We start from the raw sequence: 14781 nt of genomic DNA, 5'->3' as shown, positions 1-14781 counted from the left end.
CATGCAGTTCGGCACGCGACGACCCGGAGTTGCGCTATAAATAGGGCACGTCGCGGTCAGCGTTCGGGTGTCGCGCAGCCCACCGACGAGAAGGACGTCATGCGCGAGCTCGAGCCGCGGCTGTTCTCCTACATCTGGCGCCATTCGAAGCGGAATCAGATCGCGATCTGCGCCGTCGTGCTGGCGTCGCTGCCATTTTATTTCGCCTCGCTCGATCTGCCCAAGCGCATCGTTAACGACGCCATCACCGGCCGCGCCTTCTCCCATGGCCAGGACACGGCGACGTTCCTTGAGATCAAGGTCGATTGGCCCGCCTTCCTCGGCGGGGGGCGCACGGAACTGTTCGACGGCTTCCAGGTGGACCGCCTGGAACTGCTGTTCGGCCTGTCGCTGATGTTCCTCGGCCTCGTGATCGTGAACGGGGCCTTCAAGTTCTGGATCAACCTGCAGAAGGGCATCCTCGGGGAGCGGATGCTGCGCCGGCTGCGGTTCCAGCTCTTCGCCCTGATGCTGCGCTTCACGCCGGAGGCGCAGAGCGAGGTCAAATCCTCCGAGACGGCCACGATCATCCGCGACGAGGTCGAGCCCATCGGCTCCTTCATCGGCGACGCCATCGTGGTGCCGGCCCAGCTCGGCACGCAGGCCCTGACCGCGCTGGCCTTCATCCTGATGCAGAACGTCTGGCTCGGCCTCGTGGCCGGCGGGATGGTCGGCGTGCAGATGACGGTGATTCCCCGCCTGCGGCGCCAGATCATCGTGCTGAGCCGCAAGCGGCAGATCGCGTCCCGCGCCTTCGCCGGGCGGGTGGCGGAGGTGCTCGACGGCCTGCCTGCCGTGACGCTGAACAACACCGGCCGCTGGGAGCGGGCCGAGATCGGCGGACGGCTTTATTCCCTCTACGACCTGCGCCTGCGGATCTACCGCCGCAAGTTCGCGGTGAAGTACCTGAACAACCTGCTCGCGCAGGTGACGCCGTTCCTGTTCTACGCCATCGGCGGGGTCTTCGCCCTGAAGGGCGAACTCGACATCGGCCAGCTGGTGGCCGTCCTCGCGGCCTATCGCGACCTGCCCCCTCCCCTGAAGGAGCTGATCGATTGGGATCAGCAGCGCCTGGACGTGGAGGTGAAGTACGAGACGGTCGCCGCGCATTTCGGCCCCGACCGCCTCACGCCCTATCAGGACGACGGCGGGCCGAGCCTGACGCTGGGCTCACCGCTCTCGACCGAGGGTCTCGTCCTGCGCGATCCGCGCGGAAGCTCGGCCGTCGATGTCGGCACCGTGGAGATCCCCCTTCCGGCGAAGGTCGCCCTGGTTCCGCCGGGGCCCATCGCCCAGGAATTCGCCCTGGTGCTCGCGGGGCTGCAGGTGGCGCGCGGGGGCACGATGCGGGTCGGCCCCTACGACCTCGCCACCCTGCCGCGCTCGATCTTCTCGTCGCGGGTCGCCTTCGCCGGCATCACGCCCGTGCTGTTCCCCGGCTCAATCAGGGACAACCTGCTCTACGGATTGCGCGTCAAACCCCTGGCCAGCCGCCGGCTCGATTTCACCAAGCAGAGGATCCGCGAGGCGATCCAGACCGGCAATCCCCTCGACAGCATCAGCGACCCCTGGATCGACTACGACGCCCTCGGCGTCGGGGATGCGGACGGGCTGGACGCACGTCTCGTGGACATCCTGACCCGGCTGGGTCTCGGCGACGACCTCTACCGCTACGGGCTCGGCGCCCTGAGTTCGGTGAGCCACGATTCGGAGATTGGGCAGCGCGTCATCGGCGCCCGAGAGCATCTGCGCGAGCATTTCGAGCGGCAGGGATTGGCGGGGCTCGTGATCCCGTTCTCGCGCGGCGCCTACAACGAGCAGGCCACGCTCGGCGAGAACCTGCTGTTCGGCGTCCCGCGCGATCCCGCGCTGACCGAGCCCCTGCGGCTGGCGGCGATGGCGCCCTTCCGCATGGCACTGGGGCGCGCACGCCTGCTTGACGACCTCGACCGGATGGGCGTCGAGATCGCCCGGAACCTCAGCGAGATCTTCAAGGACGTCCCCCCCGGCCATCCGCTGTTCCGGCGCTTCTCGCTCATCACCCCGGAGATGGTGCCGGATTACGAGGCGCGGCTCACCCGCCTCACCGCCACCGGCCGCCTCACCGAGAAGGACAGCGAGGCGTTCCTGGCCCTCACCCTCGCGTATATCGAGCCGCGCATGCGTTTCGGCCTCCTCGACCCGATCCTCAGGGCGCGGATCGTCGGGGCGCGGGGCATCGTGCAGGACGCGATGGACGGGGAGGAGAACTGCGACATCGAAACCTACGACCCCGTCCGCATCAATCCCCGCGCCAGCGTGCTCGACAACGTCCTGTTCGGCCGCATCGACACGGCGCGGATGCATGGCGAGGAGATCATCCAGCGCGAGGTGCTGGCCGTCTGCCGCGAGTTCGACCTCGAGAACGGCATCCGGCGCCGGGGCCTCGAACGGCAGGTGGGCAACCGCGGGATCCTGCTGCCGGAGCGGGTGCGGGTGCGCCTCGGCCTGACGCGCGCCCTGCTGCGCCAGCCGGAAATCCTCGTGGTGGACCGCGCCACCGACCATCTCGAAGGCGGGGCCGGCACGCTGCTGAAGGTCGTGGAGGACATCGTGCCGCGCGCGAGCGTCATCGCCTCCGTCTCTGGCGACGCCGAGACGGCCCTGTTCCCCGGCACCCTGCGCGTGGAGCAGACGGCCGAGCCGCTGCGAAACGCGGCCGAATGACTCGCGGGCGTTTACTCTCGCGCCCGCCTCGGCCATCACCCTCGCCCTGATGGACACGATGCCGATGGAAGCCGCCCCCCCTGGCCGCGAGGCCGCCGAGCGTGCGCCGCGGATGGTGCCACCGCACCGGGAGCCGCCCGCGCGCGACCTGTCGCTGCCGGCGTATCTGCGCTCGATCCGCGACAACGGCCTGATCGGCTTCCCCAAGGCGGCCTTCGAGGAGACCGTCACCCGTCGCGGACTGCTCGGCCGCTCCAGCTTCATCTTCAGCGACCCGGATGCGATCCGCCGTGTCCTCGTGGAGAATCAGGCGAACTACGCCCGCACCGTGGGCACCACGCGCATCCTCCGGCCGATCCTCGGCGACGGGCTCCTCATCAGCGAAGGTTCCGCGTGGCGCCACCAGCGGCGGACGCTCGCCCCCGCCTTCACGCCCCGCGCCATCGACGGGCTGGTGCCGCATATCGACCGGGCGGTGATCGACGGGATCGACGCCCTGCGCCCCAGGGCGGCGGAAGGGCCCCTCGACCTGTTCGGCGCCTTCCACAGCCTCGCCCTCGACATCGCCGGCCGCTCGATGTTCTCCGTGGGGATGGACCGGCAGGGGCCGGCGCTGCGCGCCTTCATCGCGGAATACAGCGAGCGGATCGGCCGTCCGCACGTCCTGGACGTGCTGATGCCGCCCGGCTGGCCCGCTCCGCTCGACTGGCCCCGCGCCCGCTTCCGGCGGCGCTGGATTCCGTTCCTCGATTCGCTGATCGCGGCCCGTGCCGAGGAGGCCGCGAACCACCGGGGCGACCTCCTCGACCTGCTGGTCGCCGCGCGCAGCCCGGAGACGGGGGAACCGTTCACCCTCCGCGAATTGCGCGATCAGGTCGCGACCATGATCCTCGCGGGCCACGAGACCACGGCGGGCACGCTGTTCTGGGCGAGCTACATGCTGGCGCTGTTTCCGGAGGTGCAGGAGCGCGTCGCCGCCGAGGCGCGCGCGGCCGACCTCACCGACCCGACCGGCAGCCATGCGGACGGACGCCTGCCGCTGACCCGCGCGGTGATCGACGAGACGCTGCGGCTCTACCCGGCGGCCTTCGTGGTGGTGCGGCGGGCGCTCGCGGCCGACGAGGCGGCGGGCCACGCGATCCGCAAGGACGACATCGTGATCGTCAGCCCCTGGGTGTTGCACCGGCACCGCAAGCTCTGGGACGATCCCGACGCGTTCGATCCGGGCCGCTTCCTGCCCGGCCGTCCGGCCCCGGCGCGGTTCAGCTACCTGCCCTTCGGCGCGGGGCCGCGCGTCTGCATCGGCGCGCAATTCGCGCTGAGCGAGGCGGTGCTGGCGCTGGCCCGCCTCTGCGCCGCCTTCCGCATCGAGAAGGTCGACGACACGCCGATCCTGCCGGCGGCGGTCGTGACGACGCAGCCCGAAAACCCGGGGGCTTTCAGGCTGCATTCGCGCGATTGAAGCCCCTCCCCCGCGAGGGGAAGGGGCGCGGAGGCTTACGCCGCCTTCTTCGTGCTCTGCTTGGCGACTTCGGCGAGCTTGCTCGCGAGCTTCGCGTCGAGCTTGGCCGAGGCCCCGAGGGGAAGCTCGATGTCGAGGCCGAGCGTCGAGACACCCGCGCCGCGCTCCAGCGTGACCTTCACCTTGTCGGGCTCCACCGCGACATGGTTGGCGATCACCGCCAGGATCTCCTCGCGGAGCTGGATCACGAGGTCCGGGCGACCGGATTCGGCGCGTTCATGGGCGAGGATCAGCTGGAGCCGGTCGCGAGCGACCGCGCTCGACGTGCGCTTCTGGAAGATCCCAAGGATGCTCATGCCGCCCTCCGCATGAAGAGCTTGTCGAGGAAGGACTTGCGCTCGGTGGGGAGCACCATCGGCACGTCCTCGCCCCGGAGCCGCTTGGCCGCGTCGGCGTAGGCGCGGGCCGGGGCGCAGAGGGGGTTGTTCAGCGTCACCGGGCAGCCGACGTTGGAGGCGCGGAGCACTTCCTGGCTTTCCGGGATGATCGCGAGCAGCGGGATCGAGAGGATCTCGAGCACGTCCTCGGTCTTCAGCATGTCGCCCCGGTCGGCGCGGGTCGGGTCGTAGCGGGTGAGGATCAGGTGCTTCTCCATCTCCTCGCCGCGCTCGGCCTTGGCCGTCTTGGAGTCGAGCAGGCCGATGATCCGGTCGGAGTCGCGCACCGAGGAGACCTCGGGGTTCGTGACGACGATGGCGACGTCGGCGTGGTGCATGGCGAGCTGGGCGCCGCGCTCGATGCCGGCCGGCGAGTCGCAGACCACCCAGTCGAACTTCGCGCGAAGCTCGTCCATGACGCGGGCCACGCCCTCGTCGGTCAGGGCATCCTTGTCGCGGGTCTGCGAGGCCGGAAGCAGGTGCAGGCCGTCGAGGCGCTTGTCCTTGATGAGGGCCTGCGGGAGCTTGGCGTCGCCGTTCACGACGTTGATGAGATCGTAGACCACCCGGCGCTCGGCACCCATGACGAGGTCGAGGTTACGCAGGCCGACGTCGAAATCGACGACGCACACGCTCTGGCCACCCTGCGCGAGGGCCGCTCCGAGGGCAGCGGTGGTCGTCGTCTTGCCGACGCCGCCCTTGCCCGATGTGACGACGAGAACCTTTGCCACGCGTCGCTCTCCCTTAATCCAGCTTAGCCAGTTTCATGGTGCCGCCATCGAGCCAGACCTGAGCGGCCATGCCGCGCAGAGCCGATCCCATGTCTTCCGCAGTCCGCACGAGGCGGTCGATCCCCAGCAGCTCGGGCTCGAACTTGCGGCAGTAGATTCGGGCGCGTGGGTTGCGGGCGGCGCCGGCGATGGCGCGCCCCCGCAGGGCGCCGTAAACGTGGATGGAACCGCCGGCGAGAACCTCGGCCCCGGAGGAGACGTGGCCCATCACGGTCACGTCCCCGGTCGGGTTGACGATGCTCTGGCCGGAGCGGATCGACCCCTCGACGGTGATCGAGGTGACGATCTGCGGCTCGGGCTCGGCGGGCACGGCCGGGACCTCGATGGAGGCGCCGGGGCGCCCCTGCAGGAGGATCGGCGGCAGGCCCTCGCCCGCTTGGTCCGACCCCTCGATGCCGAGGACGCGGATGTCGCGACCGCGCAGCTCGTCGAGCAGGCCCTGGAGATCGTCCAGGGACGGCTTCAGCTCCGCGAGGTCGAGGATCAGGGCCCGGCCCTTCAACAGGGTCGGCGACCGCTTCAGCGCGAGGTCGAGACCGGCGAGCCAGTCTCCGACCGGGGGCTCCGGCGTCAGCGCCAGGGCCTTGAAGACCCGGCCGCGGAAGCTCAGCGGCCGGAGGGTCACCCGCGGCTCTGCAGCGGCGGGCTCTTGAATGATCGGCTCTGGTGAAGCTGCGCTCATGGCCGCCTGTTAACAGTCCTTACCGGACCATTGACGGCGGGTATGGTTACCGAAGGGTTAAGTTTGTGATCCTCCCGGCAAATTTTGCCGGGATCCTTGGATCGTCCTCCGCCAGCGGCCGATGCCATTTCCTGTTGCATGAACGCGACAGGTATTTCCTGCGGCATCCCGTGCCGGAAACGGGCTCGCCTCTTGCTTCAAGACCGGCGGCGCCTGGCGATCTCGGCAGGAGACGGCCGGTCAGGCCGTCGCTCGGACACTCCGTCAACGTCGATTGGACCCCGAAGCGCCGCCGATCGCACACGATCTAGTAGGAGACACGATGGCTTACCTGGCACCTTCAGAATTCGCCGTGAAAATGGTCGATGCCGGCGAGGCGAAAGTATTCATGTCGACGCGCGACACCCTCATCCGCGCGTATATGGCCGGCGCGATCCTGGCGCTGGCCGCCGTCTTCGCCGTGACGATCACCCAGCAGACCGGCCAGCCGATCGTCGGCGCCGCCCTGTTCCCGGTCGGATTCTGCATGCTCTACCTGCTGGGCTTCGACCTTCTGACCGGCGTGTTCGTGCTGGCGCCGCTGGCCCTCCTCGACAAGCGCCCCGGCGTCACCGTCGGCGGCGTGCTGCGCAACTGGGGCCTCGTCTTCGTCGGCAACTTCCTCGGCGCGCTCACCGTGGCCTTCATGATGGCCTGCGTCTTCACCTACGGCTTCACCAGCCCGCCCGATAAGACCGCCGAGTTCATCTCGAACATCGGTGAGAAGCGCACCCTCGGCTACGCCGCCCACGGCTTCGGCGGCTGGATGACGCTGTTCCTGCGCGGAATGCTCTGCAACTGGATGGTCTCGACCGGCGTCGTCGGCGCGATGATCTCGACCCACGTGAGCGGCAAGGTGATCGCCATGTGGATGCCGATCATGCTGTTCTTCTTCATGACCTTCGAGCACTCGGTCGTGAACATGTTCCTGTTCCCGTCGGGCCTGATGCTCGGCGCGAAGTTCTCCATCATGGACTACTTCCTCTGGAACGAGATCCCGACCGTGCTCGGCAACCTCGTGGGCGGCCTCGCCTTCACCGGCCTGACCCTCTACTCGACCCATGTGCGCACGGCGCCGAAGCGCCCGCTCCCGGCCTCCGCCGAGGGCGTCCGCCGCCTCGCCGCGTAAGGGTTGTCAGCAGTACGGCGCCCCGGACCACCTCCGGGGCGCCGCCTCACGGTCGGGCGATGACGCGGACATTGACGGTCACGATCGGCCAGCACAGCGAGCGCGGCCGCAAGGACGAGAACCAGGACTTCCACGGCGCCCTCGTGCCGGAAGGCCCCGCCCTCAGGCTCAAGGGCATCGCGGCGCTCGTCGCGGACGGGATCAGCAGCAGCGCCCTCGGCGCGATGGCGAGCGAGACCGGCGTCAAGAGCTTCCTCTCCGACTATTACGCCACCCCCGATTCCTGGACCGTGCGCAACGCCGCCAAGCGCGTGCTGACGGCCACCAATTCCTGGCTCCATGCCGAGACCCGCCGGGCTGCGGCCCCCGGCGATTCCGACCGGGGCTGCGTGACGACGCTCACCGCCCTCGTCCTGCGCTCGCGCACCGCCCACGTCTTCCATTGCGGCGACAGCCGCCTCTGCCGCCTCGCCGGCCGCTCCCTCGAACAGATCACCGAGGACCACCGGGTCGTCATCTCCTCGCAGGAGAGCTACCTCGGCCGGGCGCTCGGGGCCGACGCCCATGTCGAGATCGACTGCACCACGGTGCCGGTGCAGGCCGGCGACGTCTTCATCCTCACGACCGATGGCGTGCACGAGCACCTGTCACCGCGCGACATCGCCGAGGCCGTGAACGCGGCCGGAGACGACCTGCAGGGCGCCGCCCGGCGGATCGTGGATGCTGCCTATGAATCAGGCAGCGGCGACAATCTGACGGCACTGATCGTCCGGGTGGACTCCCTGCCCGACGGCGAGCCCGGCGAGGTGATGGGCGAGGTCGGCGACCTGCCCCCCGCCCCCCTCCTCGACCCGCCGACGCGGTTCGAGGGCTACGACATCCTGCGGCGGCTCCATGCGGGAGGCCGGGGCCACGTCTACCTCGCCACCGACCGCGAGACCGGGGCGCGCGTCGCCCTGAAGGTGCCCGGCCTCGAACTGCGCGGCGATCGCGACTACCTGCGCCACTTCATGATGGAGGAGTGGATCGCCCGGCGGATCGACAGCCCGCACGTCCTCAAGGCGCATGAGAGCCGCACCCCGCGCGGCCACCTCTACACGGTGATGCGCTACGTCGAGGGCCGCACCCTCGCCCAATGGATGGCCGACCGGAGCGAGCCCGATCTGGAGAGCGTGCGCGGGATCGTGGAGCAGATCGCGCGGGGCCTTCAGGCCTTCCACCGCCGGGAGATGGTCCATGGCGACCTCCGGCCGGAGAACGTGCTGATCGATGGCGCCGGCACGGTGCAGATCATCGATTTCGGCGCGACCCGCGTCGCCGGCCTCGTGGAGGAAGGCGGGCGCACGGACGAGGCCCTGCCGCAGGGCGCCATTCAGTACACCGCGCCGGAATGCTTCCTCGGCTACCCGCCCTCGCCGGGCTCGGACATCTTCGCGCTGGGCATCCTCGCCTACCAGATGCTCACCGGCCGGCTGCCCTATGGCGGCGAGGCCGCCCGCGCCCGCACGGCCGGGAAGCAGAAGCGCCTGCGTTACGTCTCCGCGCGCCACGCCCGGCCCCTCCTGCCGGCCTGGGTCGATGGCGCCCTGCGCCGGGCGACGCATCCCGACCCGCAGCGCCGCTACGAGGTGCTGTCCGAATTCGTCCACGACCTGCGCCACCCGAACCCGGCCTTCACCGAGACGCGGGGCGTCCCGCTGATCGAGCGCGATCCGCTGCTGTTCTGGCGGGGCTTGTCGCTGGTCCTGGGCGTGACGGTGATCGTGCTGCTGGCGCTGCTGGCTCGCTAGTGCCGGAACCAGCGATCCCGTCCGGCGGGGTTAACCGTGCTGGACGGGAATTGCCTGAAACAGCAGATATCGTCTCGAAATCGTGACCTGAAGGCTGTTCGATACCTTTGCGATCAGCTTGATCGAACATCGCCGCCACGGGATCAACCGAATTCCCGAACCGGTTTCAGGAAGCACGACATGAGCAAGCGCCCCCTCCTCGCCGCGATCACTCTGGCTTTCGTGTGCGGGGGATTGAGCGCGCCTGCCCGGGCCGGTGAACGCAAGCTTTTCGAGAACGTTCGCGGTTGGGAGATCGAGCGGAATCTTGGCCAGACAGGCCACAACACCTGCCAGATGTCGTATTCCTACCGCGACAAGGACGACAACAACGCGGAGAACGCCATCGTTCTTTCGCTGGATGAGGGAAAGGTGAACCTCGTCCTCGGCTACGCGAACTGGACCTGGGACAAGGATGAGGCCGTGAAGGCGTCCTTCTCCATCGACAAGCAGGTGATCTTCGCCAAGCAGGGCTGGACCGGAGAGGCCAACCTCCTGTGGTCGCAATTGCCGGACAGCGTCCTTCCGAAGCTGGCGAAGGGGAAGCAGATCGTCCTCAAGTTCGATGACGGCGCGGCCGATTTCAGCATCCCCGGCTTCGCCGACGCCTATGACGGGCTGAAGCGCTGCAACACGGCGGCCTCGTCCGCGCCGCAGGCCTCGGCCGCGCCGGCCGAGAAGCCGAACCAGATCCGGCTCCAGGCCTATTTCATGGGCCTCATCCTGCAGAAGACCGCGGCGAGCTGCGCCGTGAGCACCACCGCCCCGCAGCGGGCGGCGGTCGATGCCAAGGTGGCCACCCTGCGCACCGAATTTGCGGCGATTGACGGGGCGGTTCAGGACGAGATCAAGAAGCCGGGCGGGACGCCGGATTGCCCGAAGGACACGGGCGATGCCGCCACCTTCGACACGGAGTTGAGGTCCTACGTGGATCTCGGGCCGGAGGAGTATGTCGCCGCGGCCGACAAGCGCTCCGCCGAGCGTGAGGCCACCAAGAAGGCAGCGGCCGAAGCCCAGGCAAAAGCCGACCTCGAGGCGAAGATGCGCGCCGACATCGAGACCAAGATGCGCGCCGAGGTGGAAGCGAAGAGCAAGGCCGAAGCCGACACCAAGGCGCGCGCCGAGATGGAAGCCCGCATCCGCGCGGAGGTCGAGGCCAAGCTGGAGGCGGAAGCCGAGGCCAAGGCGGCGCCGAAGGTCGAGGCCGGAGCCGAATCCAAGCCCTGATCGGCCCAGCCGCCTACCGGGTCTGATCGAACAGCGACAGCCTCAGCGAATCCTCGACCAGCCGCACCTCCACCGGCTGGTTGCGGAAGGCGGGGTCGAGATCGTCGGCGGCCTTGTACAGGCCGTCGATGGCCACGAGTTCCGGCTCGAACCGGCGGCACCAGATCCGCGCGGTGGGGTTGCCCGATGCGCCCGCCACCGCCCGCCCGCGCAGGGCGCCGTAGACGTGGATCGAGCCCCCGGCGATCACCTCCGAGCCGGAGGCGACCGCGCCGAGCACGGTGACGTCGCCGTCGAGATGCAGGATCGTCTGGCCGGAGCGGACGGGGCTGTCGAGGATGAGCGACCGGGCCGGCATCACGCGGGCGGAGGGCTCCGGCGCGGGGGCGTCGGGCGTCGCCACCTCCCCCGAGGGGCGGCCGCCCGAGAGCGAGGGCGGCAGGCCGGGGCCGAGCATGCCGGGCGGCGCGCCCTCGATGCCGTGGATGGGGATGTTGCGCGCGGTGAGGTCCGCCACGAGCCCGTCGAGATCTTCCCGCGTCAGCGACAGGCCGGTGAGATCGAGAATGGTCGGGCGCCCGGCGAAGAAGGCCGGGGCCCGCCGACAGAGGGCGTCGAGGTCGGCGAACCAGTCCGAGACCGGCGGCACGGGCGCCAGCACGGTCGCCATGAACGAGCGGCCGCGAAAGCGGATCGGCGGACGGGCCTCGTTGGAATTGGTCATCGTCACCGGCGGATCGGGTGGTTTCGCAGGCAAACGCCCTCGCCCATCCATGCGGCGGCGCAGCCGCCTCCGCAATCCCAGTGCATCACGGAGATGGCGCGCAAGGCGAACACCTCGTGTACAAGTCGGATCTCACGAGGATCGCGCGGACGGACATCTTGGATTCCTCAGCGGGACGGACCCTGCCAGACACTGCCCGAACGATCGTCGTCGATCCGCTGACCCGCGAGAACCAGCGCCGGGCGGCCGATCCGCGCGCCTCGGCCTGGGTCTCGGCCAATGCCGGCGCGGGCAAGACCAAGGTGCTGACCGACCGGGTGGTGCGGCTGCTCCTCGACGGATCGCCCCCCGGCCGCATCCTCTGCCTCACCTTCACCAAGGCCGCCGCCGCCAACATGGCGATCCGCGTGTTCCAGCGCCTCGGCCGCTGGGTGACGCTCGACGACGCCGCCCTCTCGGACGAACTCATCGAACTGACCGGCGAACGGCCCACGGCCGACCGCCTGCGCATGGCACGCCGCCTCTTCGCCCGCGCCGTGGAGACGCCGGGCGGCCTCAAGATCGAGACCCTGCATGCGCTCTGCGAGCGCCTGCTGCACATGTTCCCCTTCGAGGCGAACGTGCCGGCCCGCTTCGTGGTGCTGGACGAGACGCAGGCTCAGGAGATGTTCGCCCTGGAGACGGCGAACGTGCTCGCCGACGCGACCCAGGCCGGCGAAAGCCCATTGGGCGCGGCGCTGGCCCGCGTGACCGCCGAGGCGACGGGGGAGGCCCTGCACGATGCGGTGCGCGCGGCGGTGCGCGCCCATGCCCTGATGGCGAGCCGGAATGGCCTCGACGGCGCCTTCAGTCGCCTGCGCGGCGAACTGGGCCTCGCCGCCGGGGAGAGTGCCGAGCGGATCGAGGCCGCGATCCTCGATGACGGGCTCGACGACCTCACCGCCATCGCCACCGCCTTGCAGACCGGCAAGGCCAGCGATGGCACCCTGGCCGAAACGGTCATGGAGGCCCACGCGTCGCTGAGCCGCCCCGATCGGAGCGAGGCGGTCGAGCACTACAAGGCGATCTTCTTCACGCAGAAGGACGAGCCGAAGGCCGACAAGAGCCTCGGCACCAAATCCGTCCCCGAGCCGGTGAAGCTCGCCCTGATCGAGGAGCGGGACCGCCTCGTCCCCCTGTTCGACCGGCTGCGCGCCGCCCGTGCCCATGCGCGGACGGAGGCGCTGTTCACCCTCGCCGCCGAGATCCACCGCCGGGTGGAGGGGCAGAAGGCCCGCCTCGGCGCCCTCGATTTCGACGACCTGATCCGCCGCGCCCTCGATCTGCTGTCGCGGGTCGGGGCGGGCTGGGTGCTCTACAAGCTCGACAAGGGCATCGACCACGTCCTCGTGGACGAGGCGCAGGACACGAACCCCGAGCAATGGGCGATCCTGCGCACCCTCACCCAGGAATTCGCCGCCGGGGCCGGCGCGCGGGAGGGCCACCGCACCCGCTTCGCGGTGGGCGACCCGAAGCAGTCGATCTACGGCTTTCAGGGCGCCGACCCGCGCGAATTCGCGGTGACGCGCAAGGCCTGGATCACCGAATCGCGGGCGGCGAACATCGTCTTCGAGGACGTGCCCCTCACCCTCTCGTTCCGCTCCACGACGATGGTGCTGAAGGCGGTCGATGCGGTCTTCGCCATCGACGCGCACAATGACGGCCTGTCCGAGGAGGACATCCGCAAGCCCGTCCACGCGAGCGCCCGCCCCCAGGCGGCGGGCTCCGTGGAGATGTGGGACATCGCCGAGCCGGAGGCCACCGACGAGGTGAGCGCCTGGACCGCCCCGGTTGATACGCCCGATCCCGGCGCCCCGGCGCTGCGGGTCGCGCGGCGGGTGGCCTCTGCCGTGCAGGCCTGGACCCGCGACGGCGACGCCACCGGCCGGATCTGGCGGCCGGGCGACATCCTGATCCTCGTGCGCAAGCGCGGCCCCGCCTTCGAGGAGGTGATCCGCGCCCTGAAGGGCCTCGGCGTCCCGGTCGCCGGCCAGGACCGGCTGGAGGTCTCGGCCCATATCGCGGTGATGGATCTCGTCGCCATCGGCCGCGCCGGGCTGCTGCCCGCCGACGACCTGACCCTCGCGACCGCCCTCAAGACGCCCCTCGTGGGGCTGACCGACGAGGACCTCGTGCACCTCGCCTCCGGCCGGGACGAAGCCGAGACGCTGCAGGACGCCCTCACCCGCCACGCCGAGGCGGGCGACGCCGCCGCGATCACGGCGCGGGACGCCCTGAACACCTGGATCGGCCTTGCCGGCGCGCTGGGGCCGTTCGGCTTCTACGCGCGGCTGCTCGGCCCGATGGAGGGACGGGCGAAGCTCGTGGCGCGGCTCGGCGGCGAGGCGGGCGACGCCATCGACGTGTTCCTTGCGGCGGCGGCGCAATCCGAGGGCAGCGACGAGGCGCCGTCGCTCGGCGGCTTCCTGGCGCGCTATGTCGGCGCCGAGGCCGGGCACACGGTGAAGCGCGATCTGGAATCGGGCCGAGACGAGGTGCGCGTGATGACCGTGCACGGCTCGAAGGGGCTGGAAGCGCCGGTCGTCGTCATCCTCGACGGCTGCGAGGCCTTCGCCGGAAAGGACCCGCCGCTGCTGCCGATGCTCGGGCGCGACGCGGTGCTGCCGCCGGTCTGGGCCGGCAAGTCGCAGGATTGCGCGGTGACGGAGCAGGTCCGCGCGGCCCTTTCCGCGCGGTCGCGGCAGGAGCACAACCGCCTCCTCTACGTCGCCATGACCCGCGCCGCCGACCGGCTGATCGTCGCCCCCTTCCGGGGCAAGATCCGCGAGACGGACGCCGCATGGTGCCGGATGATCCGCGCCGGGATGGAAGCCGCCCTCGGCGAGGGCGAGACCGTCGAACTGTCCTACGGCCCGGCGATGCTCTGGCGCGAGGGCGCCACGGGCAAGGGCGAGGTGCCCGCGTCCCGCACCCGCGAGGACCGGCCCGAGGCTCCCGCGTGGCTGCGCCGCCGCGTCGAGACGGAAGCCGTGGCGGAGGCGCCGCTGCATCCCTCCGGCATGCTCGATGCCGCAGACGGCGCGCGCCTGCCCCCGCCGCGCCTCGCCGACGCCAACGCTCGCCGCCGGGGCCTTCTCGTCCACGCCCTGTTGCAGCACCTGCCGCGCGTGGAGCCGGGTACGCGGCGCAAGGCCGGGTTCGCCTATCTGCAATCCCGCGCGCCCGGCCTCGGCGAACCAGCCCTGCGGGGCATCCTCGGGGCGGTGATGCGTCTGATCGAGGATCCCGCCCTCGCGCCGCTCTTCACGGACGACGCTCGCGCGGAGGTGAGCCTGTCCGGCCGCGTCAGCGTCGGCGGGGTGGAGCGCCCGGTGACGGGCCGCCTCGACCGCCTCGCCGTCACCGCCGACACGGTGACGCTCGCCGACTTCAAGACCGGCCGTCCCCCCGCCGAGGATGCCCCCCTCCCCGAGATGGAGGCGAGCCAGATCGCCCTCTACGCCCGGCTGCTTGCGCGGATCTATCCGGGCAAGCGGATCCTGCCGATGCTGGTCTGGACCTCCGGCCCGGTCATCCGCGAACTGGACGACGCCACCGTCGAGGCCGCCCTGGCGCGGGTGGGGATCGCGGGCTGAGAAAACCGTGGACGCAATCGGTTCGGGCATGATTGGCGTGCCCCGCCGTCATGCGTCCCGCGCCGCGCTCCTTGACCACCC

Annotated in this window: 10 protein-coding genes; 6 read left to right on the top strand and 4 right to left on the bottom strand. The window is 70.3% G+C overall.

What is annotated here, in order from left to right:
* The first annotated feature begins 99 nt into the window (after positions 1-99).
* Together ACXJ1Y_RS21790 and ACXJ1Y_RS21785 are read left to right on the top strand one after the other, a co-directional pair.
* A complete protein-coding gene (locus ACXJ1Y_RS21790; RefSeq protein ID WP_463848149.1) occupies positions 100-2745 on the top strand; it encodes an ABC transporter transmembrane domain-containing protein in 2646 nt (881 codons plus the stop codon).
* Between the two features lie 58 nt (positions 2746-2803).
* The gene (locus ACXJ1Y_RS21785) at positions 2804-4207 is read left to right on the top strand and encodes a cytochrome P450 (RefSeq protein WP_463848148.1); all 1404 of its coding nucleotides are present in this window, start codon (positions 2804-2806) and stop codon (positions 4205-4207) included.
* A 35-nt stretch (positions 4208-4242) separates the two neighbouring features.
* Here the strand turns inward: ACXJ1Y_RS21785 and minE are convergent, their stop codons facing one another.
* From minE to minC (ACXJ1Y_RS21770), 3 genes are read right to left on the bottom strand one after another with little or no spacing between them, the layout of a single operon-like run.
* A complete protein-coding gene (minE, locus tag ACXJ1Y_RS21780) occupies positions 4243-4563 on the bottom strand; it encodes a cell division topological specificity factor MinE (RefSeq protein ID WP_342167269.1) in 321 nt (106 codons plus the stop codon).
* Complete coding sequence (gene minD / locus ACXJ1Y_RS21775) at positions 4560-5375, bottom strand: septum site-determining protein MinD (RefSeq protein ID WP_463848147.1); 816 nt, start codon at positions 5373-5375, stop codon at positions 4560-4562. Before minD ends, minE begins: the two co-directional genes overlap by 4 nt.
* Before the next feature lie 13 nt (positions 5376-5388).
* Positions 5389-6117 (bottom strand): septum site-determining protein MinC, encoded by a 729-nt coding sequence (minC, locus tag ACXJ1Y_RS21770; RefSeq protein ID WP_463848146.1) that lies wholly within the window; start codon positions 6115-6117, stop codon positions 5389-5391.
* 322 nt (positions 6118-6439) lie between these two features.
* Here minC (ACXJ1Y_RS21770) and ACXJ1Y_RS21765 point away from each other — a divergent pair, with 322 nt between their 5' ends.
* The 3 genes from ACXJ1Y_RS21765 (at position 6440) to ACXJ1Y_RS21755 (ending at position 10341) form a co-directional block, all read left to right on the top strand.
* Positions 6440-7285 (top strand): formate/nitrite transporter family protein, encoded by an 846-nt coding sequence (locus ACXJ1Y_RS21765; RefSeq protein ID WP_243952049.1) that lies wholly within the window; start codon positions 6440-6442, stop codon positions 7283-7285.
* A 59-nt stretch (positions 7286-7344) separates the two neighbouring features.
* Positions 7345-9075: a bifunctional protein-serine/threonine kinase/phosphatase gene (locus ACXJ1Y_RS21760; RefSeq protein ID WP_463848145.1), complete on the top strand. Its 1731-nt coding sequence runs from the start codon at positions 7345-7347 to the stop codon at positions 9073-9075.
* A gap of 180 nt (positions 9076-9255) precedes the next feature.
* Positions 9256-10341 carry a hypothetical protein gene (locus tag ACXJ1Y_RS21755; protein ID WP_463848144.1) on the top strand — a complete coding sequence of 362 codons (1086 nt, stop codon included), beginning with the start codon at positions 9256-9258 and terminating at the stop codon, positions 10339-10341.
* A 13-nt stretch (positions 10342-10354) separates the two neighbouring features.
* Here the strand turns inward: ACXJ1Y_RS21755 and minC (ACXJ1Y_RS21750) are convergent, their stop codons facing one another.
* Complete coding sequence (gene minC / locus ACXJ1Y_RS21750) at positions 10355-11065, bottom strand: septum site-determining protein MinC (protein ID WP_463848143.1); 711 nt, start codon at positions 11063-11065, stop codon at positions 10355-10357.
* A 158-nt stretch (positions 11066-11223) separates the two neighbouring features.
* Between minC (ACXJ1Y_RS21750) and addA the strand changes: the two genes are divergently transcribed.
* Entirely contained in the window at positions 11224-14700 is a 3477-nt protein-coding gene (gene addA / locus ACXJ1Y_RS21745; protein ID WP_463848142.1) for a double-strand break repair helicase AddA, read from the top strand.
* Positions 14701-14781 lie beyond the last annotated feature (81 nt).

It is taken from the genome of Methylobacterium sp. TK26 (genome assembly GCF_055361565.1).
Note: the sequence above shows the minus strand (reverse complement) of the source record. Positions and strands in the feature narration are given on the sequence as shown.

Coding starts and splice junctions, on each gene's coding strand:
- ACXJ1Y_RS21790 (WP_463848149.1), top strand. CDS start 100: ATGCGCGAGCTCGAGCCGCGGCTGTTCTCCTACATCTGGCGCCATTCG.
- ACXJ1Y_RS21785 (WP_463848148.1), top strand. CDS start 2,804: ATGCCGATGGAAGCCGCCCCCCCTGGCCGCGAGGCCGCCGAGCGTGCG.
- minE (WP_342167269.1), bottom strand. CDS start 4,563: ATGAGCATCCTTGGGATCTTCCAGAAGCGCACGTCGAGCGCGGTCGCT.
- minC (WP_463848146.1), bottom strand. CDS start 6,117: ATGAGCGCAGCTTCACCAGAGCCGATCATTCAAGAGCCCGCCGCTGCA.
- ACXJ1Y_RS21765 (WP_243952049.1), top strand. CDS start 6,440: ATGGCTTACCTGGCACCTTCAGAATTCGCCGTGAAAATGGTCGATGCC.
- ACXJ1Y_RS21760 (WP_463848145.1), top strand. CDS start 7,345: ATGACGCGGACATTGACGGTCACGATCGGCCAGCACAGCGAGCGCGGC.
- ACXJ1Y_RS21755 (WP_463848144.1), top strand. CDS start 9,256: ATGAGCAAGCGCCCCCTCCTCGCCGCGATCACTCTGGCTTTCGTGTGC.
- minC (WP_463848143.1), bottom strand. CDS start 11,065: ATGACCAATTCCAACGAGGCCCGTCCGCCGATCCGCTTTCGCGGCCGC.